We start from the raw sequence: 18,512 nt of genomic DNA, 5'->3' as shown, positions 1-18,512 counted from the left end.
CCTGAACGGTGCACGCGAAGCGGGCCAGAGTCACTAACGGATCCTTTCGAACATGAATACTACTTTTAATGTACCTAGCTGAGCTGACAATTTGTCGCTTAAACTCGAAATCCGCCAGTGGTGTTTACCTCTGGCGGATTTCGTATAGCGTCTCGGGTTGCGAGAATTACCTCGAGCGCAGCTTAATTAGGAAGCGCGGCGAGCTCGTGCTGCACGACGCTTCAAGGCACGACGCTCATCTTCGCTCATGCCACCCCAGACGCCTGCATCCTGGCCGGACTCAATAGCCCACTGCAGGCAGGTTTCGGTTACTTCACATCGACGGCAGACGCTCTTGGCCTCTTCGATCTGCAACAGGGCCGGACCGGTGTTTCCCACTGGGAAAAACAGTTCCGGGTCCTTTTCCAGACACGCCGCGCGGCTACGCCAATCCATGCTTATTGATGCTCCTTGAAATCTGAGAGGGTGTGAAACACCAACGACAATCAACACACAGGCAAAAAATAACTAGGAGTGAAATGAAATCCTGGTTGCCTAGCGGTTAACATCTGGCGTCTCGAAAGGTCGGAGAAGTCCATTCGGGCACTTCGTTTAACCGACCACATAAGGTTTTCATGTAACGCGGAAGTAAACAAGAGTCACGGTAGCGAAATGTTGCTGAATGCCTGAGTGCTTTCTCACATGGCATTTGGCACTAGGATCCGCTAGTTATCAGAGGTGTGGCGCGAGCAACAGCAAAAGTCAATTGTTGCGGTTTGAGTTCCTGCAGAAGGTCAACGAAAATTGTTGATGTGAGCAACGAAAATGCAATCTCGTCCCGCCCAACCAGTGTTTTCGTGGTTGCCGCGCTTGTCCTAATTGAGGCCCTGGCTGTTCTGGCGTACGCCATCAGCTACATGTTGAACCTCGACACCAACGGAACAGTCAATATGGGCGGGCAGTTATTCATGCTGGCCCTGTGCTTGCTTCTTGCCGTTTGGCAAGGCTCGGTAGCTGTCAACTTCTTCAAGGGAAAAGCGTTCACTCGTGCTCCGATTGTCGTTTGGCAACTATTCCAGCTCATCCTCTCTGTTTCATTCCTGAGCTCCAATATCCCGATGGTGACGGCCGCGGCGGTACTTTCCATCGTGGTCGCCGGAACCACTGTGGTGATGCTCTTCGCGCCGAAGACCACCGCATTCCTCGGAGACCGGCCAAACCGCTGAATTGCCAGCAGATAATTCGTACGGAATATGAATCATCCGCGGTTTGCCTCGTTTGGAGATGACCGCGCACCAATAGTCTTTGGCTCCTTGATGAGGCACCTGATGGATTGGCTGCCAATTCATCGGTTGAAGATCTTGCGGATGATGGGCTTCGACAGCGACTACCTGGCGATCATCGAACCCGTTGGCGCTCAATCCCAGGTCGAAGGCCATCCTGCTGGACGGCGGAACGAATAGCGCGACACCGATTCCCCTCGAATTCAGAGCGTTCAAGAGCGGTGGCAACCGAGAGTCATTGGTGGTTTCGAGGAAGAGGCAAAGCAAGTCCTGCCGAACACGGTACGAGCCGTCCTCGAGAGAACGTACGAACCGTTCAAAGTCCGGTAGGCCGCAAATATGCGGGGAGTTCCAACGCACAGCGAGTACGGCAGTCAGCTGCCGGCGCTGTTGCGTATCGGGGCACAGCACAACAACCATCGGACCTGCTGGTCGAGGGACCGCCTCACCATCGAAGGGCGAGTATCCCAGAAAGTTTGCCGGTTGAAGGGCAGAACCTGAAGGCATCTGCCAAGCCGAAGGCACTTCGGGCCAGGTGCTTCCCGGGATTTCAGCTAATTGAACTTCGGTGAGTTGGAAGACCTGCGGAGGATGCCCCGAACTCAGCTTGACCCCTCGACCCGGCAAAAGCGAACAGGCCGGGATCTTGGGCCACATCATCTTTAATGACTCGGTAGCGTTGAATGGGAAGAACCATTGCTCTGTACAAAGACCGGTGGACTTCAACGCGTTTTGGTCGCGGTCAACTGAACAAATCACCATAGGCGATTGCGGGCCGCCGAAACGCAATAGCGTACCGAGTGCTTCGTCCAGGCGTTGGAAATGTTGCGGGTGGATATTGGACTGCAACTGGGCCAGTGAATGAACGAGAATGATCAATGCTGGATCACTGGGCATGGATTCCAGGAAGTCGACAGCATCGAAAAAGCCATAGGGATCCTCACCCGTGACAACCTTGACGTTTTCAGTGGCATCCGGGATCGGCGACGGACCGAAGCAAAGTATTTTTCTGGGCGAACGGGCGAGGGAAGCGAACAGGGTTCGGGCACCGGCTTCTGGCAAGCCGCAGATCAATGTTGATCGTGAACGGGCAGGGTCAAGAATCAAAGGTTCAAGCCGGGCCAAATGCAGATTATCTGCAACGCCGCAGTAAATCGTTCCTCGTTCCTTCCCATCCCACGTATCTGGCGAGTGCGTTGGTTCTGCTGGCCGAGGCAACGCTGGAGCAAAACCAGATACCGGGAGCTCCGAAGTGGACCACTGTGAGGAAAGTTCTGCTGCATGGTTTTGCAAGCGATCTCCAGCGACTGACGCGATGCTCTTTTCGAATCGGCACAACGGACGAAGGCTGAGATCTTGACGATTCCGCTCGAATAGTTCGCCGTGCAGTGGCGGCTCGATGGCCAGCTGGAATTGCATGTTCCTAGTGGGCTTGGAAGCGCCCTTGATGATCGCCTGTCCGGGGTGGAGGAGTTTGGACGCCTCGGTGGAGCCCACCAGTTCCACGGACTCACCCGGGTCGTTTACCCTCAATGCGATTGTCGTGTTTAAGTTCGCCTTGGTTTGTCCCGTCAAAGCGCCAGCCGGACGCTGCGTGCTGAGAATCAGATGGATTCCTAGAGCTCGACCCACCGCAGCTAAACGATCAATTCTGGCGCTGGCTTGAGGAAGCGTTTCGACGAAAACACGGAATTCGTCAATGACTACCAGCAAGCGAGGCAGAATCGGGCCTGATTCGTCGAGATCTTGATATTCCGCAATGTCGCTGCAGCCTTGTGCTGCCAGAAGCTCCTCGCGCCGCCGCACCTCATGTTCTAGTTGTTCCAACGTGCGCTGAGCCGCTGCCTCATCGAGGTCGCTTGCGAAGAGCTGGACATGGGGCAAACCTGCATAGACGCCTAGTCCAGCTCCACCCTTGAAATCAATAAGTGCGAAGGCAAGCTGAGTCGGCGGGTGGTTCCGGGCAAAATCAGCAATCAGGCGCCTGAGCGCTTCTGACTTGCCTGACCCTGTAGTGCCGCAAATCAGTACATGCGGACCATCCTCATGAAGATCAAGGAACACGTCCTCTTGCTGTTCATCGAGGCCCAGATGTGCCCGTACGGCTAGTGACGGGGATGCAATGGATTCTGCGTTCTTGGTTATTGCCTGCTTTTGCAGCTGCACATACTGCTGCACCATCCTGTCGAACCGCGAAAGGCTCAGCGTGCTTAGGTTCTGCAGCACTAAGCGTTCGTCGGGCAAACGTGAGGACACGGGGCTTGGAACAATCCAATTCTCCACGGATTCGGCCAGCACCGGTGAAACGCCCAGCACCAGGGCGCCGGAAATAGGTTGAGGTTCCTGGGCAGTGACGTACAACGTCGCCAGGTTGGTTTCCTCTTTCCTGGTGAAGCTCGATTCTTCGGGAATCGACAGGTGGGCCACGGAAACGTTGCTCACCAAAAGCAGCGACGCCGGAAGACACCTGACACTGGGATCGAGCACGAGCCGTATCTGGCCGGAATGTATGGCCGGGAGATAGCGTGCAAGTACTGCGGCCAGAATAGCCCCAGCGCTTTGCCCTTGTGCAGAATTCAGCTGCCAGACGCTCGGGGTACTCGGGAAAAATACTGGACCGAACCAGGGCGCGTCCGACTTCGTCTTCCTGAGGCTACGAAATACTTTGCGGATCCCCGTGGGATCAGAACGAGAGGTGTCCTGCGGAGACCACAGTCCCTCGCCCCAAACCAGTGGTGGTATCCGGGCATGCGACAGTCCCAAAGAAGCGGAATCCAGTCCGGCTACGAACGATTCTCCGAGAGCCGGAGAATATTTACTTCTCGCGATAATGGCGGAAGCTCGTTGCACTTCCATTTCCCTTTTCCATTCGCGACGCTCCACGAACAGTTGACCGGCAGGCACCATACCCATAAGGGCCGAAACGCCACTCAAGATCAGAAAGAGCATCGAACCGGTAACCAAGGCAAGCAAGACGCCGGAGATGATCGGAACGAATGCTGCGAGGACCAGAGCAATTAAGCGGGACAGCTCGGGCTTGGAAGGTACTTGGATTTCCAATTGTTCGGGGGTTACCAATTGACCGGATTGGGCGGTTAATGGATCGCCGACAGCGAATTCAGTGTTGCCCAGAAAGAAGCGCGATCCGTGTTCCAATTCCACGGACTCGCAGCGGCTGCCATCTGGCATGGCAAGTTGCTGCTCAGAGCAGGCTACCAGGCGCAAGCTCCGGGTTGTCACGAATAACTTCGCGTGAACCCGGGACACCAGCGGATCTTCTAACCATAATGGGGCGGTTCTGCCGATGACATGTTCTCCCTTTGTGAGCGGAATCCAGGCACCAGCGTCGGGGCCGCGAACTACATATAACTTGAGGCACGAAGCTGTGGTGCTTGTGGCGCGAACAGGTTGGGGCAATTCATTGAGCAGAAGACGTTCAGACGCATGCAGGATCCCCAACTCTTCTATCCGCGTTATTCCCGAATACCATCGTTGTCCCGGGAAATGCTGCTGCAGCAGTGCGGCGAGCTGCTCGCCCGATATTCGTCCGGACATGACAAGTTCGAATTGCCGCGGATGCTGGAATTTTCGGGAAATCAGAAGTAATTCATAGCGGACCATGAGGTCTCCTGAATGTAATGGAATGTTGTCGTTCCCATCTAAACCAGCATTGAGGGCGGCGCTGGAAGATAAGAATCTTGGTGTGGAGAAAGTACCAAGAACTATCCACAACTTCGGGAACCTCTTGAAAGCGGTCTCTGCTGCAGATAGCATCCCTTGTCATACGAATAGGTATGCTGCACCGACGACGCGCTCGCCGATAGTCCCCGAGATCGGGATCCTCCAGTAGGGAAGCCAAAGGAGTCAGTCGTGGATGCGCTGTCCATTGTCGAAGACGAAGTACGCGAGCTGGTTCGCCGGCGTGGATTGGACCCGGCAAAGCAGCCAGCGATGATCCGATCACTTATTGAAGAGGTCATTCGCGACTACGACGAACGCGCATTGCTTGGCGCCGTGCCTTCACTTGGATCGCTAGAGGCCGCCCAACGTTCAGTATTCGATAATGTGGCCGGGTTCGGAGCGCTGCAACCCTTATTGGATGATCCTTCTGTTGAAGAGATCTGGGTAAATTCTCCACATCAAGTATTTTGCGCCAGAGGTGGCCAAAGCGAACTGACCCACATACGCATGGAATCGGCAGAAATCGCGGCTCTAGTAGAACGCATGCTCAAAACGTCGGGCAGGCGTCTGGACCTTTCCCAGCCATTCGTCGACTGCCAATTGCCTGATGGGTCTCGTCTTCACGTCGTGATTCCAGACATCACCCATGAGCATTGGGCCATCAACATTCGTAAGTTCATTGCTCGCGCGGGAAAACTTGAAGATCTAGTTGAGCTGGGAGCCTTGAGCGAACAAGCAGCGAGGTTCCTTTCTACGGCGATCAGTGCCGGTCTGAATGTCATCGTTACTGGCCCTACACAAGCCGGCAAAACGACAATGCTCAACTGTCTGGCATCAGCGATCGGCCCCAGGGAACGCATTATCACCATCGAGGAAATCTTTGAGCTGAATCTTTCACTAAGAGATGTCGTTGCCATGCAAACTCGCCTCGCCAATCTTGAAGGCACCGGTGAAATCACGATGCGCCGGCTGGTCAAGGAGGCCTTGCGCATGCGCCCGGAACGGATCATTATCGGCGAGGTCCGCGAAGCAGAGTCCTTGGATATGCTCATTGCCCTGAACTCGGGAATCGCGGGGCTATGTACCTTGCATGCGAATTCTGCCCGCGACGCTATCACAAAAATTTGCACTTTGCCGTTGCTTGCAGGACCAAATATCACCAGCGACTTCACCATCAAGACCGTGGCTGCATGCATTGACCTTGTGGTTCATTGCGTGCGGAGTCCACAGGGCCATCGCTATGTCAACGAGATTCTCAGCGTGCGCAACCGCGTGGAGGAAGGGCAAATTGAGTCCTCGACGCTATTCGAGCGGCAAGCCGATCGCCTGCTGCCGGCTCGGGGAGCCGATTGGTCCCATGAAAAGTTTGATGTCGCTGGAATCAATATTGCCGAATTGATGGCGGTGTAGCGGTGGTTGCTTTCTTTGCTCTCCTTGGCGGGCTAGGCATTGCCCTCATGGTTGACTGGTTGCTCTTCGCCCCGTGGGCAAAATCGCCCAAACGTAGCTCGGCCATCAAGAATGCTCTTTTGCATGCAGGAATGAGCAATCTGGCTCCGGCAAAATTCATCGTGATTTGCCTGGTCTGCGGGCTGACTTCCGCGTTGGTGACGTTGGGACTCACCGCTTCGTGGCTCTTCGCCTTGGTGTTTAGCATCTTCGGTTCATTCGCACCATGGGTCTACCTGCGCCATCAAGCCACCAAGCGCCGCACAGCATTGCAAGAACAATGGCCAGAGGTGGTTGATCACTTGCGAAGTGCCATCCGGGCGGGCCTATCTCTTCCCGAAGCATTGAGCCAATTGGCTGTCGTCGGCCCGCAGGTATTGCGTCCGCTATTTCGGGATTTCGCATTGGACTATCGAGCCACAGCGAACTTCTCCGTGGCGCTGGACCAGCTGGGCGAACGCTTGGCAGACCCGGTAGCCGACAAGATTCTCACGACATTGCGGATTACGCGTGAAGTCGGGGGCACCGACTTGGGGCATACGCTCACAACTTTGTCGGCATTCTTGCGCGATGACGTGAGAACACGAGGGGAACTCGCTGCCCGCCAATCATGGATTGTCTCGGCAGCGCGTTTGGCAGTCGCCGCGCCATGGATCTTGCTGTTGGTCTTGGGCACCCAGGAAGCTGCGAAGGATGCATATATGACGTTCGGGGGAGTGATAGTGCTATGCCTGGGCATGCTGGTTTCCCTCGTTTGCTATCGAATCATGCTCCGGCTGGGCACCTTGCCAGTAGAAGAACGAGTCCTGGCATGAACAGCTATACACCGTGGGCGGCGCTTTGCGGTTTGGGACTTGGCATAGGCCTTTGGCTGGTCTTTGTGAACCTGCCGGGCTGGCGAAGAATGGCCTTCGCTGATCGTATTGCGCCCCATGTTCGCGTTGGCGTTCGAAGCTCACGCATGCTGGAAGACTCATGGCACTCTGACTCCGGGCACTCGGCTTTAGGCCAACTCGCTGCCCCCATGTTGCTGCAAATCAAGAAGCTGGCTAGCCTACACAGTCCTTCGGCAAGTACTCTTCGGAAGCGTCTGAACGCTGCCGGATTGGACATGAGCGTAATTGACTACCGGTCTCAAGAAATTGTTTATGCTCTGGCAGGCCTAGTAGCAGGATCTGCGCTCATGGCCTTTGCCGCCGTTCAGTATCATGTCTCTTTGATCCTATCGGTGCTAGTCGTTATTGGTTTCGGGATTGTTGGCTATGCATTGCGTGGTTGGTGGCTTGGCGAACAGATCCATCGGCGGGCCAGGAAAATATTGACTCAGTTTCCAACCGTGGCCGAAGTGCTGGCGCTAACTGTCGGCGCAGGCGAATCAACCACCGGGGCCATCGAAAGAATTTCACGAATCTGCCACGGGGTGATCGGTGACGAATTCACCAAGACTTTGAACGACATTCACGCAGGCACACCGATGGTCCAAGCGATGCAGAATATGTCCGACCGGATGCAAGTTGGAGCCATGACGCGATTTGTCGATGCAATCGTTGTTGCAACAGAGCGAGGCACACCATTGGCTCAAGTGCTCAGAGACCAAGCACAAGATGTCCGCGATGCGTCCAAACGAGAACTTATGGAAGTTGCAGGAAAACGCGAGATTTCCATGCTGGTACCGGTCGTGTTCGGAATTCTTCCTCTCACGATCGTTTTCGCCGTATTCCCCGGTCTGGCGTTATTGGAGATGAGTTATTGATCGGAGCATAGAAAAGCTTGAATCTCCCACTTTGAAATCCTTTAGCAAGTTAGAAGGGCCGTCATGAATCACATACAAGAAATGATGCTCAAACTGGTATTGCAAATCACTGCAACCGGTGAACTACTCTTTCGTAAGGTTTCCCCGAAACTCAGGGATAGCAGAGGCGACGTGCCCGGATGGGTCATGATTACACTCATGTCCGCGTTGCTGGTTGCCGCCTTGCTGGCCATTGCAGGGCCTAGGCTGCAGGACCTGTTCAACCAAGCGATCGATCGAGTTTCCGGATTGGGATAACCGCGCATGTGGTCGAGTGCGGGGTCTCCTGGAAATTCGGAATCTGCGGAACTTGTAGATTGCGAGAACGGGTCTGCTGTAGCCGAATTTGTCATGGTCACAACGTTGCTTGTGGTCATCGCAATGACGCTCATCCAACTCGCGTTGGTACTGCATGTGCGCAACACCCTGATTGACGCAGCATCGAACGGCGCCCATTACGGTGCTTTGGCCAATCGGTCAGTATCCGACGCTCGAAGCAGAACTCGGATGTTGATCACCGAAAGCTTGCATGGCGGATTTGCCCGTGACATTGCTGTGAGCACAACCCGCGTTGGTGATAGCCAGTTGGTAACCGTATCGGTTAACACGAGGGTGCCCTTAATCGGGTTCTTGCCCAACGGGTGGGATTTGCAGGTTCAGGGAGAAGCTGTGCGTTATGGGTAGAGCCAAGTATCTCGCTGCCGCGATGCACAAGAGAATCCGGGCCGAAGATCGCGGCAGCGCGATAGTGGAGTTTATTTTTGCTTCAACTGTCTTGCTGATTCCCATGGTGTACCTGATTCTGGCCGTCGGACAGCTGCAAGGCGGTAGCTATGCCGTGGTTGGAGCTGCTGATCATGCAGCGAAGGTTTTCGCCGCCGCCGATAACCCCGCCCAGGCAAGGTCAGATGCGCACGCAGTCGTACGAAGAACCATGAACAACTTTGGATATGCCGACGCTCGCACATCGATTAGTTGCGACAAGGAATGCTTGAGTCCGGGCAGTGTCGTCACTGTGACGGTAGCGTTGGATGTTCCCCTTCCTTTCGTTTCCGACTGGGCAGAGGTATCTGCTTTCACCGTGGATTCTTCAGCCTCGCAAAGGACTGATCGCTTTGGCTAGGACAAAACGCGCTGCCCTGAATCCACGGGACGAGGATGGACAATCCTTAGTGCTGGCAATCGGCTTGTGCGCCATCACTTTGCTGACAATTTCAGTGGTGCTAGCAGTCAGCGCAGTCAACCTCAAAGCGCGTCAGCTGTTGTCAATTGCCGACGGGGCGGTCGTGGCTGCCGTGGATGAATTCGAATTTGTTGCGGACAATGGCGACCCGAGGATTCAGTTGGACCAGCAGCGCGTGCAACAAGCCGTGCAACAGTACCTTTCGGATGTGGGTGCGGCCGGCCGCGTCGACAATTTACGCATTGGCCGGGTGCAGATCACGCCTGATGGGCAAGGCGCGAATCTCGTGCTGCAGGGCTCGGTGCAACCGCCGATAGTGGGGTGGATCGTTCCAGACGGAGTACCAATATCTGTAGATTCATCAGCAAGAACTGTACTGAGCAGGTGAACACCTCCGCGCAGAGCAGCATGGATGTTCCAGGGAAGCGGGAAATGCACAAGTACGGGGAAGCAAGAGAAAGAACGTGTCAGCGAGCAACGCTGCTGCATGCCCCAGGAGCGGAATCCAAGAAGGATGGATCCAGCGCAACCGGATCCATCATTTTTGCGGTAGTTCGGGCTTCTTTGGAAGCTTGCGGACCCCACCTCCAAATCCCAGTTCAGAAATACTGTTCGAGAACTGACTGGCCGGATTCCCGATCGACCCGTGGATGCAAGCCTTGCAAGTTGGCTAGGGGTTCCACAGCGCGATTTTCAGTGAAAACCTCGATTGGAACTTCTTTTCGGCGATAGCACCGGACTCATTGATCAATGGCTAAATGACGTAGTCTTAGAGGACCATGGCAAAAACTGACTTCTCCGCTGAAATCCGCTCACTGCGTTCTACATTCTCCGCAATTGAAGACGTGAGCGATGTCGAGCAGATCAAAGCTGACATCGCAGTCCTCTCGGAGGAAGCTGGCGTTCCGAACCTCTGGGATGATCCGGCCGCCGCGCAGATCGTTACCAGCAAGCTATCGCATCGCCAGTCTGAGCTGGAACGGCTGACCCGGCTGAAGACCCGCATCGACGATTTGGAAGTCTTGGTTGAGCTTGCTGAACTTGAAGACGACGATGATACGTTGCACGAAGCGGATAGAGAGCTCGTCAGCGTCCAGAAGTCCCTTGCCGAGCTCGAAATTGTTACCCTTCTCAACGGTGAATTCGATGCTCGCGGAGCGGTTGTCACGATTCGCTCCGGTGCCGGCGGCGTTGATGCCGCCGATTTCGCAGAGATGCTTTTGCGCATGTACCTGCGCTGGGCTGAACGCCGTGGTTACAAGGCCACCGTTATGGATACCTCGTATGCCGAGGAGGCCGGCCTTAAATCGGCAACCTTCGAAATCGACGCACCGTATGCCTTCGGCACACTCTCGGTAGAAGCCGGCACGCACCGTCTGGTTCGTATTTCACCATTCGATAATCAGGGACGTCGCCAGACGTCGTTTGCCGCAGTGGAGGTCGTGCCGCTGATTGAGCAGACTGACACCATCGAAATCCCTGAATCTGAAATCCGCGTGGACGTCTTCCGTTCCTCTGGCCCTGGCGGACAGAGCGTTAACACCACCGACTCTGCAGTACGCATGACGCATATTCCTACCGGAGTTGTCGTCTCGATGCAGAACGAAAAGTCGCAGATCCAGAACCGTGCTGCCGCACTTCGAGTTCTGCAATCGCGGTTGCTGCTTCTGAAGAAGGAACAAGAAGACGCCCAGAAGAAGGAATTCGCCGGAGATGTGAAGGCATCTTGGGGCGATCAGATGCGATCCTATGTGCTTAATCCGTACCAAATGGTCAAGGACCTGCGTACCGAACATGAAGTCGGCAATACCCAGGCAGTACTTGATGGTGAAATTGACGATTTCATTGATGCAGGCATCCGCTGGCGTGCAGGACAGCGTCGCCCTAGTAAGTAAGCGAAATCGCGAATTCCAGCTGGTCTAAACGCTTTTGCCACAGAGGGTGTAAGTATCATCACCGTTACGAACTCCGTTTCGCTAATTCCAGCTAGTCATGCCTAAGCTGGGCATTCTGCGTTAGCTGTATGTACGGCATGAATCTCGCAACACACCTTATATTTCGGCTGGTTAGCTACCTGGCACCGATAGTGTTTGGAAGACTGGCGCACCAAAAGACGTTTGATCTCGAGATTGGTATTCGTGGGTCGCGCCCCGACGAAGACTAGTGATTGAAGACATGATTAAATTCGAAAACGTCTCGATGGTTTACGAGCCAAAGCAGCAGAATGCAGCTTTGGACGATATAAACATCGAGATAGACCGTGGCGAGTTCGCCTTCTTGGTTGGCGAATCCGGTTCGGGTAAGTCGACCTTCCTCAGCTTGGTGCTGCGCGAAAAGCGCTCCACCGACGGATCCGTCTACGTGGCGGGACAGAACCTCAACCGCATTCCGAGCCGCCGTGTGCCTAAGCTGCGCCGTGACATCGGTTTCGTTTTCCAGGACTTCCGCCTGCTGCGCGAGCGCACGGTCTTCGACAACGTCGCGTTCGCCATGGAGGTCATTGGAGCTTCACGGGCCCAGATCCGCGAGCGTGTGCCAGATGCACTTAAAATGGTCGGCCTTGAAGATAAGGCGCGTCGCAAGCCAACTGAACTTTCCGGTGGCGAGCAGCAACGCGTCGGCATTGCCCGCGCCATTGTGAACAGGCCCTCGATCCTGCTTGCCGATGAGCCTACGGGTAACCTCGACCGCAAGAACAGCATCGAAGTCATGAACGTGCTCAACCGCATTAACCAGAACGGTACGACTGTCCTGATGGCTACGCACGCACATGAACTGGTGAGCGAATACCGCCACCGCGTTATTGAACTGAGTCGCGGGCAGGTCATCCGCGATGAAATTGATGGACAGTACGCCCCGATGACCACCGTGGTGAACCAGGACGGTTCGCGCGAACTGCTCGTCGGCGATTCCGCCGTGGAGTACGACGAAGAGTCACAGGTTGCTGAGGACAAGAAAGACGAGGACCAGTGAGACTAGGATTTATTCTCCGCGAAGCGGCGAAGGGCCTGCGGCAGAATGTCGTCATGGTCGTCTCTGTGGTGCTGGTGACTTTCGTATCGTTGACCTTCGTCGGTGCCTCGGTATTACTGCAGCTCCAGATCAACCAGATGAAGGGCTACTGGTACGACCGCATGGAAGTTGCGGTGTACCTCTGTGATGACACGAGCACTTCGCCCAACTGCGCTGGTAGCGCGGTTTCCGAAGAGCAGCGCCAGAGCATTGAAGAGATGCTCAAATCAGAGCAGCTTGCGCCGTATATCAAGGAATTCGCCTACGAGTCGAAGGACCAGGCATACGAAAACTTCCTCGACCAATACGAGAACTCGGCATTGGTTGACCAGGTCACTGCTGAGCAGCTGCCCGAATCATTCCGCGTCGCACTGGTAGATCCGGAGAAGTATCCGGTGATCAACGAAGCGTTCTCCACGGTACAAGGCGTTGACTCGGTCATTGACCAACGGGAACTGCTTGAAAAGGTCTTCCAGTTGGTGCGCGTGGCATCCGCCGCCGCTGCTGTCGTTGCAATCGTGATGATTGTTTGCGCGGTGCTGCTGACCGGTACGACTATCCAGCTCTCAGCCATGCACCGGCGACTCGAAACAACGATCATGCGACTGGTTGGTGCATCGAAAGCAACGATTCAGCTGCCGTTCATTATCGAAGGAGTCATCGCGTCGCTGATTGGTGGATTGCTGGCTTCTGGCACCTTGTGGTTGCTGCTGAAGTTCCTCGTCGAGGATAAGTTGGCCAATGAAAACGTCGGTGTAGCGTTCATCTCCACCAGCGAAATATGGCTAGTTGCTCCGATACTCTTGATTATTGGTATCGTTTTGGCCACAATTTCATCAGTGGTAACGTTGAAGCGTTACCTGAAGGTTTAGCTGAAACGTTATCTAGGCTTGAACTGAAGTACGCAATTTCTAAAAGGAGCTTTATGCTGTCGAACGCAGTGCGACGTAAATTCTTACGCGCCTCCATCGGTGGAGCAATGGCTCTCGCGCTCACGCTGCCCGCAGGGCTGGTAGCCGCCGATGAGCTGGACGACAAGAAAGCTCAAGTCGAAAAGAACATCGATACCCTCGAGAACGACATGGAATTCTTGGATGCCGACATTCAAGAAACCGACAGGAAATTGCGTGACCAGCAAGCACAGGTTCCTGTAGCCCAGCAGGCATTGGCTGACGCGCAAAGCCGCGTAGCCAATGCACAGGCCACCCTTTCCGATCTCAACAACCGCTTAATCAGCGCGCAAGCGACTCGTGATGAAGTGGCTAAGCAGATCGAGGAAAACGCGGCTAAGCTTTCCGACGCTCAAGATGCGATGGCGCAGATCGCTTCTGAGGCTTATAAGCGCGGCGGCGTTTCTGGCGGGCTGGACATGATCCTCAACATGGATTCGGCGACCAAGATGGCCGATGGCCTGGACATGGCCAACCGCGCCATGGAATCCCAGAATGCCGCATACAATGACCTGGCCCAGGAACAAGCCAGCAATGAAAGCAACAAGCTTCGCCTGGTTGCTGTTGAAAAGGAAATTTCCTCCCTGAAAGCCCAGGCTGAGGAAGCCTTGGCGCAGGAGCAGGCGGCGCGAGATGCTGCGCAGAACGCCAAGAACGAACTGGATGCGCTGGTTGCCAGCACCGAAGAACTCAGTGCTGAACTTGAAGCGCAGAAGCCGCGTATCCAGGCGAAACTGCAATCGCAGCAGAAGGAATACGCCGCGGTCAACCAGCAGATCAAGGAACGCCAGGAGCGCTTGATCAGGGAAGCTGCCGAACGCAAGCGCAAGGCAGAAGAAAAAGCGCGCCGCGAAGCAGAAGCCGAGCGAAAGCGCATCGCCGAGGAAAAGGCGGCCTACGAAGCTGAGCAGGAGCGCAAGGCAGCAGAAGCTCGCGCAGAGAAAAAGGCCTACAAGAAGAAGGCCTATGTAGCACCCAAATCCGAGCCAAAGGCACCGACATATGCCGAGCCAAGCAGCTGGGGTTTGGTTAAGCCCACTACCAGTAACCGATTGACCTCGACCTTCGGGTGGCGCCCGACTCCAGCTGGAACAATCGACTATGGCGGCCGTGGCGGCTATGTCCACGCAGGCATTGACTGGGGATTCGGCGGCCAGTGCGGCTCGCCAATCACGGCTGCTGCCTCCGGTGAAGTGTGGATGGCCGGTTGGGGCGGATCCTCGGGTAACAAGGTCACCGTTTCTCACGGCGTCATCAAGGGCAAGGCCCTGGCCACCAACTATCACCACATGTCCCGCATCGCGGTAAGCGTCGGCCAGCATGTGAAGCAGGGCCAGGTTATAGGCTACGTTGGCACCACCGGCAATTCGACCGGCTGCCATCTGCACTTCGAAACGATCATCAATGGTTCACATGTGAACCCCTTGGGACTTCTCTAGCGCTAGACTTGTAATCTGTGCGCGGGAATCCGCCCGCGACATGCAAGGAGTAACGTGGCTAAGAAGAATCAAGAAGATCGAGTAATCGCGAGCAACCGCAAGGCGCGCCACGATTTCGAAATACTCGACACCTTCGAAGCTGGCATGGTGCTCACGGGTACTGAGGTGAAGTCGCTTCGCGAAGGCAAGGCCTCGCTGGTTGACGGTTTCGGCCAGTTCTACCGTGGCGAGCTGTACATCGAGAACGTCTACATCCCCGAGTACCTCAATGGATCGTGGACCAATCACGCGGCCCGTCGTCGCCGCAAGCTCTTGCTGCACCGCCAGGAACTGCTCAAGATCGAACGCAAAATCAGTGAAGCCGGCCTGACCGTCGTCCCGCTGAGCTTGTACTTCAAATCCGGTCGGGCGAAGCTGGAGATCGGCGTTGCCCGCGGTAAGCGCGAATACGACAAGCGCCAGACCCTGAGGGAAAAGCAGGATAATCGCGAGGCGTTGCGTGCCATGCGCGAACGCAACCGCGGAAACGCATAAGGCTAGCTTGTGGCGCATTTCGCATTGGGGGAAACCCGGGCAGTGCGCTATGATTGGTAGACACGCCCTAGGGTGTGGTTGTACCCGGGAGACCGGGACTGACAACAAAATACGGGGATGATCGGTTTCGACGGTGTGAGTCGCGACAGATGAAGCGGGCCGAGGACGCAAAGTTATCTCGTAAACGCCCTTTGCAAACCAATAAGTGCCGAATCAAAGCGCACTGACTTCGCTCTCGCTGCCTAAGCAGCCAGACGGTCCGTTAGCCAGGGGACGCTATCGCCCCTGTTCCTAACGTCATTTAGATAGCCAATGTATCCAGCGGATGTTGCCGCTTCTGGATACACATTTAGGCAACTGTGCCCGGATCAACCACATGTTTGCGTGATGGTTGGGGCAGAGAAAATCCGCAGCAAACTGCGCCCGGAGAAGACCTGGCAACACCACATCGGACGGGAGTTCAATTCTCCCCATCTCCACAATATCCAGCTCCGGAGCCAGGCCCATAGGTCTGGCTCCGGAGCTTTTTGTTTGTTTCGGAGTCCGCAGTCACATCGCGAGCCTGTTCGCGGGATGGAGAATTTACACATAGACTTGAAATGAAAGTCCAAGGCTTTCGAAACGACAGCGTGTGCAGAAACGGAGTGAGATTGAAGTCGATGGGTAAAAACAGTTCCCAGCGGGTATCGCCTTTCCTTTCAGCAAGCTATGCGGCAGTTGCCTTCCTCTTGGAAGTAGGATTGCTTTTCGCCGCGGCACTAGCCGCTATCGCTTTCATCCCATGGCCGACAATTCCAGCAATCCTTGTAGTAGTTGTCCCGCTGCTGATCCTCTGGTCGATTTTCTTCTCGCCGAAAGCCGTCATCAAGTTGAGGCTGCGAACCCGTCTGCTCCTGGTCCATATCATTTACCTCATCGGAGCCTACGTGCTGTGGCTGAGCGTCGACCATTCCTTCTACGATCAATCGCAGATTTGGGCCATCGGAATGCTTGCGTTGACCGGCATCAGCGCCATTCTGGTCATCGCCACCGGCGGATACGTGGTCCCGCACGATCGAACCAAGCAGCCACCGAAGCAAGTTCCGAGCCGGGCACGAGCGGGTGCTCCCAAGGGACGCCGGGCAGCACGCTAGAACTGATGGAATGCCAAGCCGAAAGGTTTGGCATTTTTCGTTTGCGGCTAGAAGAGCCCAGCGACGTGGTAGCCGAGCAATGCCGCGAGCACCGCTCCAGCGAGGGTCCCCAATGCATTGGCCAGGCTGGCTGCGAGGCGGCCGGCCTGGAGCAGCCGGACAGTTTCGAAACTGGCCGCCGAAAACGTCGTGTAGCCGCCGAGCAATCCTGAACCTATGGCCGCAAGCCATTGCGCCGACAACAACTGCTGGGCCATCAGCCCGGTCAGCGCACCCAGCGCGAAGGAGCCGGAGAGATTGACCAGGATCGTGCCCCAGGGCAGCGGGGCCGGAAGCCACCGCTTGATCAGGGCATCGACCACGAAACGCAGGCAGGCGCCAAGGCCGCCGCAGAGCGCAACGATAAGAAATAAGCCGGGGGAGAGCACTAGTGAAGCCCTCCCGATTTCCGGGCCATGCGCCTAGCACCGGCGGCGATTCCGCACCAGGTTGCCAATGCACCGAAGAACACCGTGAACAGTGCGTAACCCAGGGCATGGAGCGCTGCGCCGGATGCGAACATCTGCATGCTGCCGGTGGCCAGCGCGCTGTAGGTCGTGAAGCCGCCCAGGAAACCGGTGCCCAGCAGCAGCCGCAGCCGGTGACGCTTGCCCTCGTCGAGGCCGGGATGCGAAAGCGCCTCGAGCAGCAGGCCGAGCAGGAACGCCCCCAGCATGTTGGCTAGGAAAATCGCGATCGGGAAACCGCCGGGATCTGGCAGCAGCAGGCCCAGGCCTTGCCGGCAGGCAGTACCGGCAGCGCCGCCAAGGAATACCAGCAGCAGGAAACGCGGGTTGAGGAAGGAACCCTGCGCGGGGCGCTGGGCCATGGGTGTTGGCGGACGGGTCATGAATTGCGAATCTGTTCTGCGCGGCGTGGCGGGACGAGGAGCACCGGATGGCGCTGTCGATGGGTCAGATGCACCGCTACCGAACCGTTGAGCAGTTCCCCAATAGTGTTGGCCATGGAACGCTCCCGAACCCCGAGCACAATCAGCGCCGCATCATGCTGCAGGGCAAGATGCGACAGCTGCTGACCGGGGCCACCGGCCGCGGCATGCGCCTGCCATTCCAGTCCCGATCCGCCGAGCTGGGCTTCGAGCTGCTGCAGAAGCCGTGCCGGGAAGCGCTCAATTGCTTCGTCCCCGGATTCGGGATCCAGCGGTGCGCTGCGGATGGTGCCATCGGGAAGCTCTTCGAGCGGATAGCGGGTGGGATCCACGTGGACGCAAAGCAACCGCGCTCCGAGCGCGCCTGCGAGGTCTGCGGCTGCGTCCAGAACGTGGGGATCGAGGCGATCCGGGATGCCCAGGATGATCGGTCGTGTCTCCAATGGCCCTCCCTTTGGCAGTGGGGCGCACCGTGCAGCGCGTCGCTGCTTTTAATTCTTGCACAGCCGGCAATCAGCTAGGCTTTGCGCACCCAGATCAGCGAAGCCTCAATGAAATCCAGCTGATGCGGCAGCTCGATGACCGCCCCGGGAACCAGCCCCTGGGCGGCGGCACGACGCAGGAACTGGGGATCTTCATCGCTGATCCGGTCGATGACGGCCCGGGCACCGGAGAAGCGGTCAAGCCGGATGGCCCCGGAGACCGGCAGTTCCCCTTCCGCGCTGGGAATCGCGTCGCCATGCGGATCGTGGCGCGGGTGGCCCAGCCGGGCTTCCAGGGCGTTGATGAAGCGGTCGGTGACGGTGTGCTCCAGGGCCTCGGCCTCGTCATGCACCTCATCCCAGCCGTAGCCCAGCTCATCACGCAGGAATGTTTCCAGCAGGCGGTGGCGGCGCACCATGCGCAAGGCCTCGCGCCGGCCGGTGCCGCTGAGCGTAATGGCCCCGCGCGGCACGTGATGGACCAGGTGCTTGGCTGCGAGCTTCTGCACCATGGCGGTGGCCGAGGCAGGGGACAAGCCCAGCTGGTCGGCCAGCGCGCCGGTGCCCACTTCGGTGTCTTCCCATTCGGTGAGCAGGTACACCGCCTTGAGGTAGTCCTCTTCGCTGGTGGTCAGCCCGGCCGGCCCGCGTCGTGCAGTTGCCATCG

Annotated in this window: 19 protein-coding genes and 1 other RNA gene; 14 read left to right on the top strand and 6 right to left on the bottom strand. The window is 56.5% G+C overall.

What is annotated here, in order from left to right; all coding sequences use genetic code 11:
• Positions 1–186 precede the first annotated feature (186 nt).
• Positions 187–435 (bottom strand): WhiB family transcriptional regulator, encoded by a 249-nt coding sequence (locus tag EDF61_RS14160; RefSeq protein WP_013348560.1) that lies wholly within the window; start codon positions 433–435, stop codon positions 187–189.
• 638 nt (positions 436–1,073) lie between these two features.
• Positions 1,074–4,883, bottom strand: a complete 3,810-nt coding sequence (locus EDF61_RS14155) for an FHA domain-containing protein (protein ID WP_166650817.1) — start codon at positions 4,881–4,883, stop codon at positions 1,074–1,076.
• A 249-nt stretch (positions 4,884–5,132) separates the two neighbouring features.
• Here EDF61_RS14155 and EDF61_RS14150 point away from each other — a divergent pair, with 249 nt between their 5' ends.
• From EDF61_RS14150 to EDF61_RS14085, 14 genes are all read left to right on the top strand, one after another.
• Entirely contained in the window at positions 5,133–6,353 is a 1,221-nt protein-coding gene (locus EDF61_RS14150; protein WP_105662564.1) for a TadA family conjugal transfer-associated ATPase, read from the top strand.
• A gap of 2 nt (positions 6,354–6,355) precedes the next feature.
• Positions 6,356–7,207, top strand: a complete 852-nt coding sequence (locus EDF61_RS14145; RefSeq protein ID WP_105662565.1) for a type II secretion system F family protein — start codon at positions 6,356–6,358, stop codon at positions 7,205–7,207.
• Positions 7,204–8,145, top strand: a complete 942-nt coding sequence (locus EDF61_RS14140) for a type II secretion system F family protein (protein ID WP_105662566.1) — start codon at positions 7,204–7,206, stop codon at positions 8,143–8,145. Before EDF61_RS14145 ends, EDF61_RS14140 begins: the two co-directional genes overlap by 4 nt.
• Before the next feature lie 81 nt (positions 8,146–8,226).
• Positions 8,227–8,442 (top strand): hypothetical protein, encoded by a 216-nt coding sequence (locus EDF61_RS14135; protein ID WP_286134310.1) that lies wholly within the window; start codon positions 8,227–8,229, stop codon positions 8,440–8,442.
• 6 nt (positions 8,443–8,448) lie between these two features.
• The gene (locus EDF61_RS19195; RefSeq protein ID WP_105658363.1) at positions 8,449–8,868 is read left to right on the top strand and encodes a TadE family protein; all 420 of its coding nucleotides are present in this window, start codon (positions 8,449–8,451) and stop codon (positions 8,866–8,868) included.
• Complete coding sequence (locus tag EDF61_RS14125; protein WP_105658364.1) at positions 8,861–9,307, top strand: hypothetical protein; 447 nt, start codon at positions 8,861–8,863, stop codon at positions 9,305–9,307. The genes EDF61_RS19195 and EDF61_RS14125 overlap by 8 nt, the downstream gene beginning before the upstream one ends.
• The gene (locus tag EDF61_RS14120) at positions 9,300–9,755 is read left to right on the top strand and encodes a hypothetical protein (RefSeq protein ID WP_133834484.1); all 456 of its coding nucleotides are present in this window, start codon (positions 9,300–9,302) and stop codon (positions 9,753–9,755) included. Before EDF61_RS14125 ends, EDF61_RS14120 begins: the two co-directional genes overlap by 8 nt.
• Before the next feature lie 391 nt (positions 9,756–10,146).
• On the top strand, positions 10,147–11,262 hold the full coding sequence (gene prfB, locus EDF61_RS14115) for a peptide chain release factor 2 (RefSeq protein WP_105658366.1): 1,116 nt from the start codon (positions 10,147–10,149) through the stop codon (positions 11,260–11,262).
• 280 nt (positions 11,263–11,542) lie between these two features.
• The gene (gene ftsE / locus EDF61_RS14110) at positions 11,543–12,340 is read left to right on the top strand and encodes a cell division ATP-binding protein FtsE (RefSeq protein WP_105658367.1); all 798 of its coding nucleotides are present in this window, start codon (positions 11,543–11,545) and stop codon (positions 12,338–12,340) included.
• Positions 12,337–13,251, top strand: coding sequence for a permease-like cell division protein FtsX (gene ftsX / locus EDF61_RS14105; RefSeq protein WP_105658368.1), 915 nt, complete (start codon positions 12,337–12,339; stop codon positions 13,249–13,251). Before ftsE ends, ftsX begins: the two co-directional genes overlap by 4 nt.
• 53 nt (positions 13,252–13,304) lie before the next feature.
• Positions 13,305–14,768, top strand: coding sequence for a M23 family metallopeptidase (locus tag EDF61_RS14100; protein ID WP_105658369.1), 1,464 nt, complete (start codon positions 13,305–13,307; stop codon positions 14,766–14,768).
• Positions 14,769–14,822: 54 nt separating this feature from the next.
• Positions 14,823–15,302, top strand: a complete 480-nt coding sequence (smpB, locus tag EDF61_RS14095) for an SsrA-binding protein SmpB (protein WP_105658370.1) — start codon at positions 14,823–14,825, stop codon at positions 15,300–15,302.
• 113 nt (positions 15,303–15,415) lie between these two features.
• Positions 15,416–15,784: a transfer-messenger RNA gene (gene ssrA / locus EDF61_RS14090) on the top strand.
• A 177-nt stretch (positions 15,785–15,961) separates the two neighbouring features.
• Complete coding sequence (locus EDF61_RS14085; RefSeq protein ID WP_166650814.1) at positions 15,962–16,435, top strand: DUF2568 domain-containing protein; 474 nt, start codon at positions 15,962–15,964, stop codon at positions 16,433–16,435.
• Between the two features lie 47 nt (positions 16,436–16,482).
• On the opposite strand, the gene crcB is transcribed toward EDF61_RS14085, so the two are convergent.
• The 4 genes from crcB to EDF61_RS14065 all read right to left on the bottom strand — a co-directional run bounded on the left by crcB (position 16,483) and on the right by EDF61_RS14065 (position 18,510).
• Complete coding sequence (gene crcB / locus EDF61_RS14080) at positions 16,483–16,863, bottom strand: fluoride efflux transporter CrcB (protein WP_105658372.1); 381 nt, start codon at positions 16,861–16,863, stop codon at positions 16,483–16,485.
• Positions 16,863–17,324 carry a CrcB family protein gene (locus tag EDF61_RS14075; RefSeq protein WP_105658373.1) on the bottom strand — a complete coding sequence of 154 codons (462 nt, stop codon included), beginning with the start codon at positions 17,322–17,324 and terminating at the stop codon, positions 16,863–16,865. The genes crcB and EDF61_RS14075 overlap by 1 nt, the downstream gene beginning before the upstream one ends.
• Positions 17,321–17,806 (bottom strand): universal stress protein, encoded by a 486-nt coding sequence (locus EDF61_RS14070; protein WP_166650813.1) that lies wholly within the window; start codon positions 17,804–17,806, stop codon positions 17,321–17,323. Before EDF61_RS14070 ends, EDF61_RS14075 begins: the two co-directional genes overlap by 4 nt.
• Before the next feature lie 74 nt (positions 17,807–17,880).
• Positions 17,881–18,510: a metal-dependent transcriptional regulator gene (locus EDF61_RS14065; RefSeq protein WP_105658375.1), complete on the bottom strand. Its 630-nt coding sequence runs from the start codon at positions 18,508–18,510 to the stop codon at positions 17,881–17,883.
• Positions 18,511–18,512: the final 2 nt, after the last annotated feature.

Source organism: Arthrobacter sp. JUb115, from assembly GCF_004365035.1.
Classification (GTDB): domain Bacteria; phylum Actinomycetota; class Actinomycetes; order Actinomycetales; family Micrococcaceae; genus Glutamicibacter.
This window is presented reverse-complemented; position numbering and strand designations above follow the sequence as displayed.

What these genes read in the sequence shown, in the direction of transcription:
- EDF61_RS14065 (WP_105658375.1), bottom strand. Translation starts at nt 18,510, where the DNA reads ATGGCAACTGCACGACGCGGGCCGGCCGGGCTGACCACCAGCGAAGAG.
- EDF61_RS14125 (WP_105658364.1), top strand. Translation starts at nt 8,861, where the DNA reads ATGGGTAGAGCCAAGTATCTCGCTGCCGCGATGCACAAGAGAATCCGG.
- EDF61_RS14100 (WP_105658369.1), top strand. Translation starts at nt 13,305, where the DNA reads ATGCTGTCGAACGCAGTGCGACGTAAATTCTTACGCGCCTCCATCGGT.
- EDF61_RS14135 (WP_286134310.1), top strand. Translation starts at nt 8,227, where the DNA reads ATGATGCTCAAACTGGTATTGCAAATCACTGCAACCGGTGAACTACTC.
- EDF61_RS19195 (WP_105658363.1), top strand. Translation starts at nt 8,449, where the DNA reads ATGTGGTCGAGTGCGGGGTCTCCTGGAAATTCGGAATCTGCGGAACTT.
- EDF61_RS14085 (WP_166650814.1), top strand. Translation starts at nt 15,962, where the DNA reads ATGGGTAAAAACAGTTCCCAGCGGGTATCGCCTTTCCTTTCAGCAAGC.
- EDF61_RS14155 (WP_166650817.1), bottom strand. Translation starts at nt 4,883, where the DNA reads ATGGTCCGCTATGAATTACTTCTGATTTCCCGAAAATTCCAGCATCCG.
- prfB (WP_105658366.1), top strand. Translation starts at nt 10,147, where the DNA reads ATGGCAAAAACTGACTTCTCCGCTGAAATCCGCTCACTGCGTTCTACA.
- ftsE (WP_105658367.1), top strand. Translation starts at nt 11,543, where the DNA reads ATGATTAAATTCGAAAACGTCTCGATGGTTTACGAGCCAAAGCAGCAG.
- EDF61_RS14160 (WP_013348560.1), bottom strand. Translation starts at nt 435, where the DNA reads ATGGATTGGCGTAGCCGCGCGGCGTGTCTGGAAAAGGACCCGGAACTG.
- EDF61_RS14140 (WP_105662566.1), top strand. Translation starts at nt 7,204, where the DNA reads ATGAACAGCTATACACCGTGGGCGGCGCTTTGCGGTTTGGGACTTGGC.
- EDF61_RS14075 (WP_105658373.1), bottom strand. Translation starts at nt 17,324, where the DNA reads ATGACCCGTCCGCCAACACCCATGGCCCAGCGCCCCGCGCAGGGTTCC.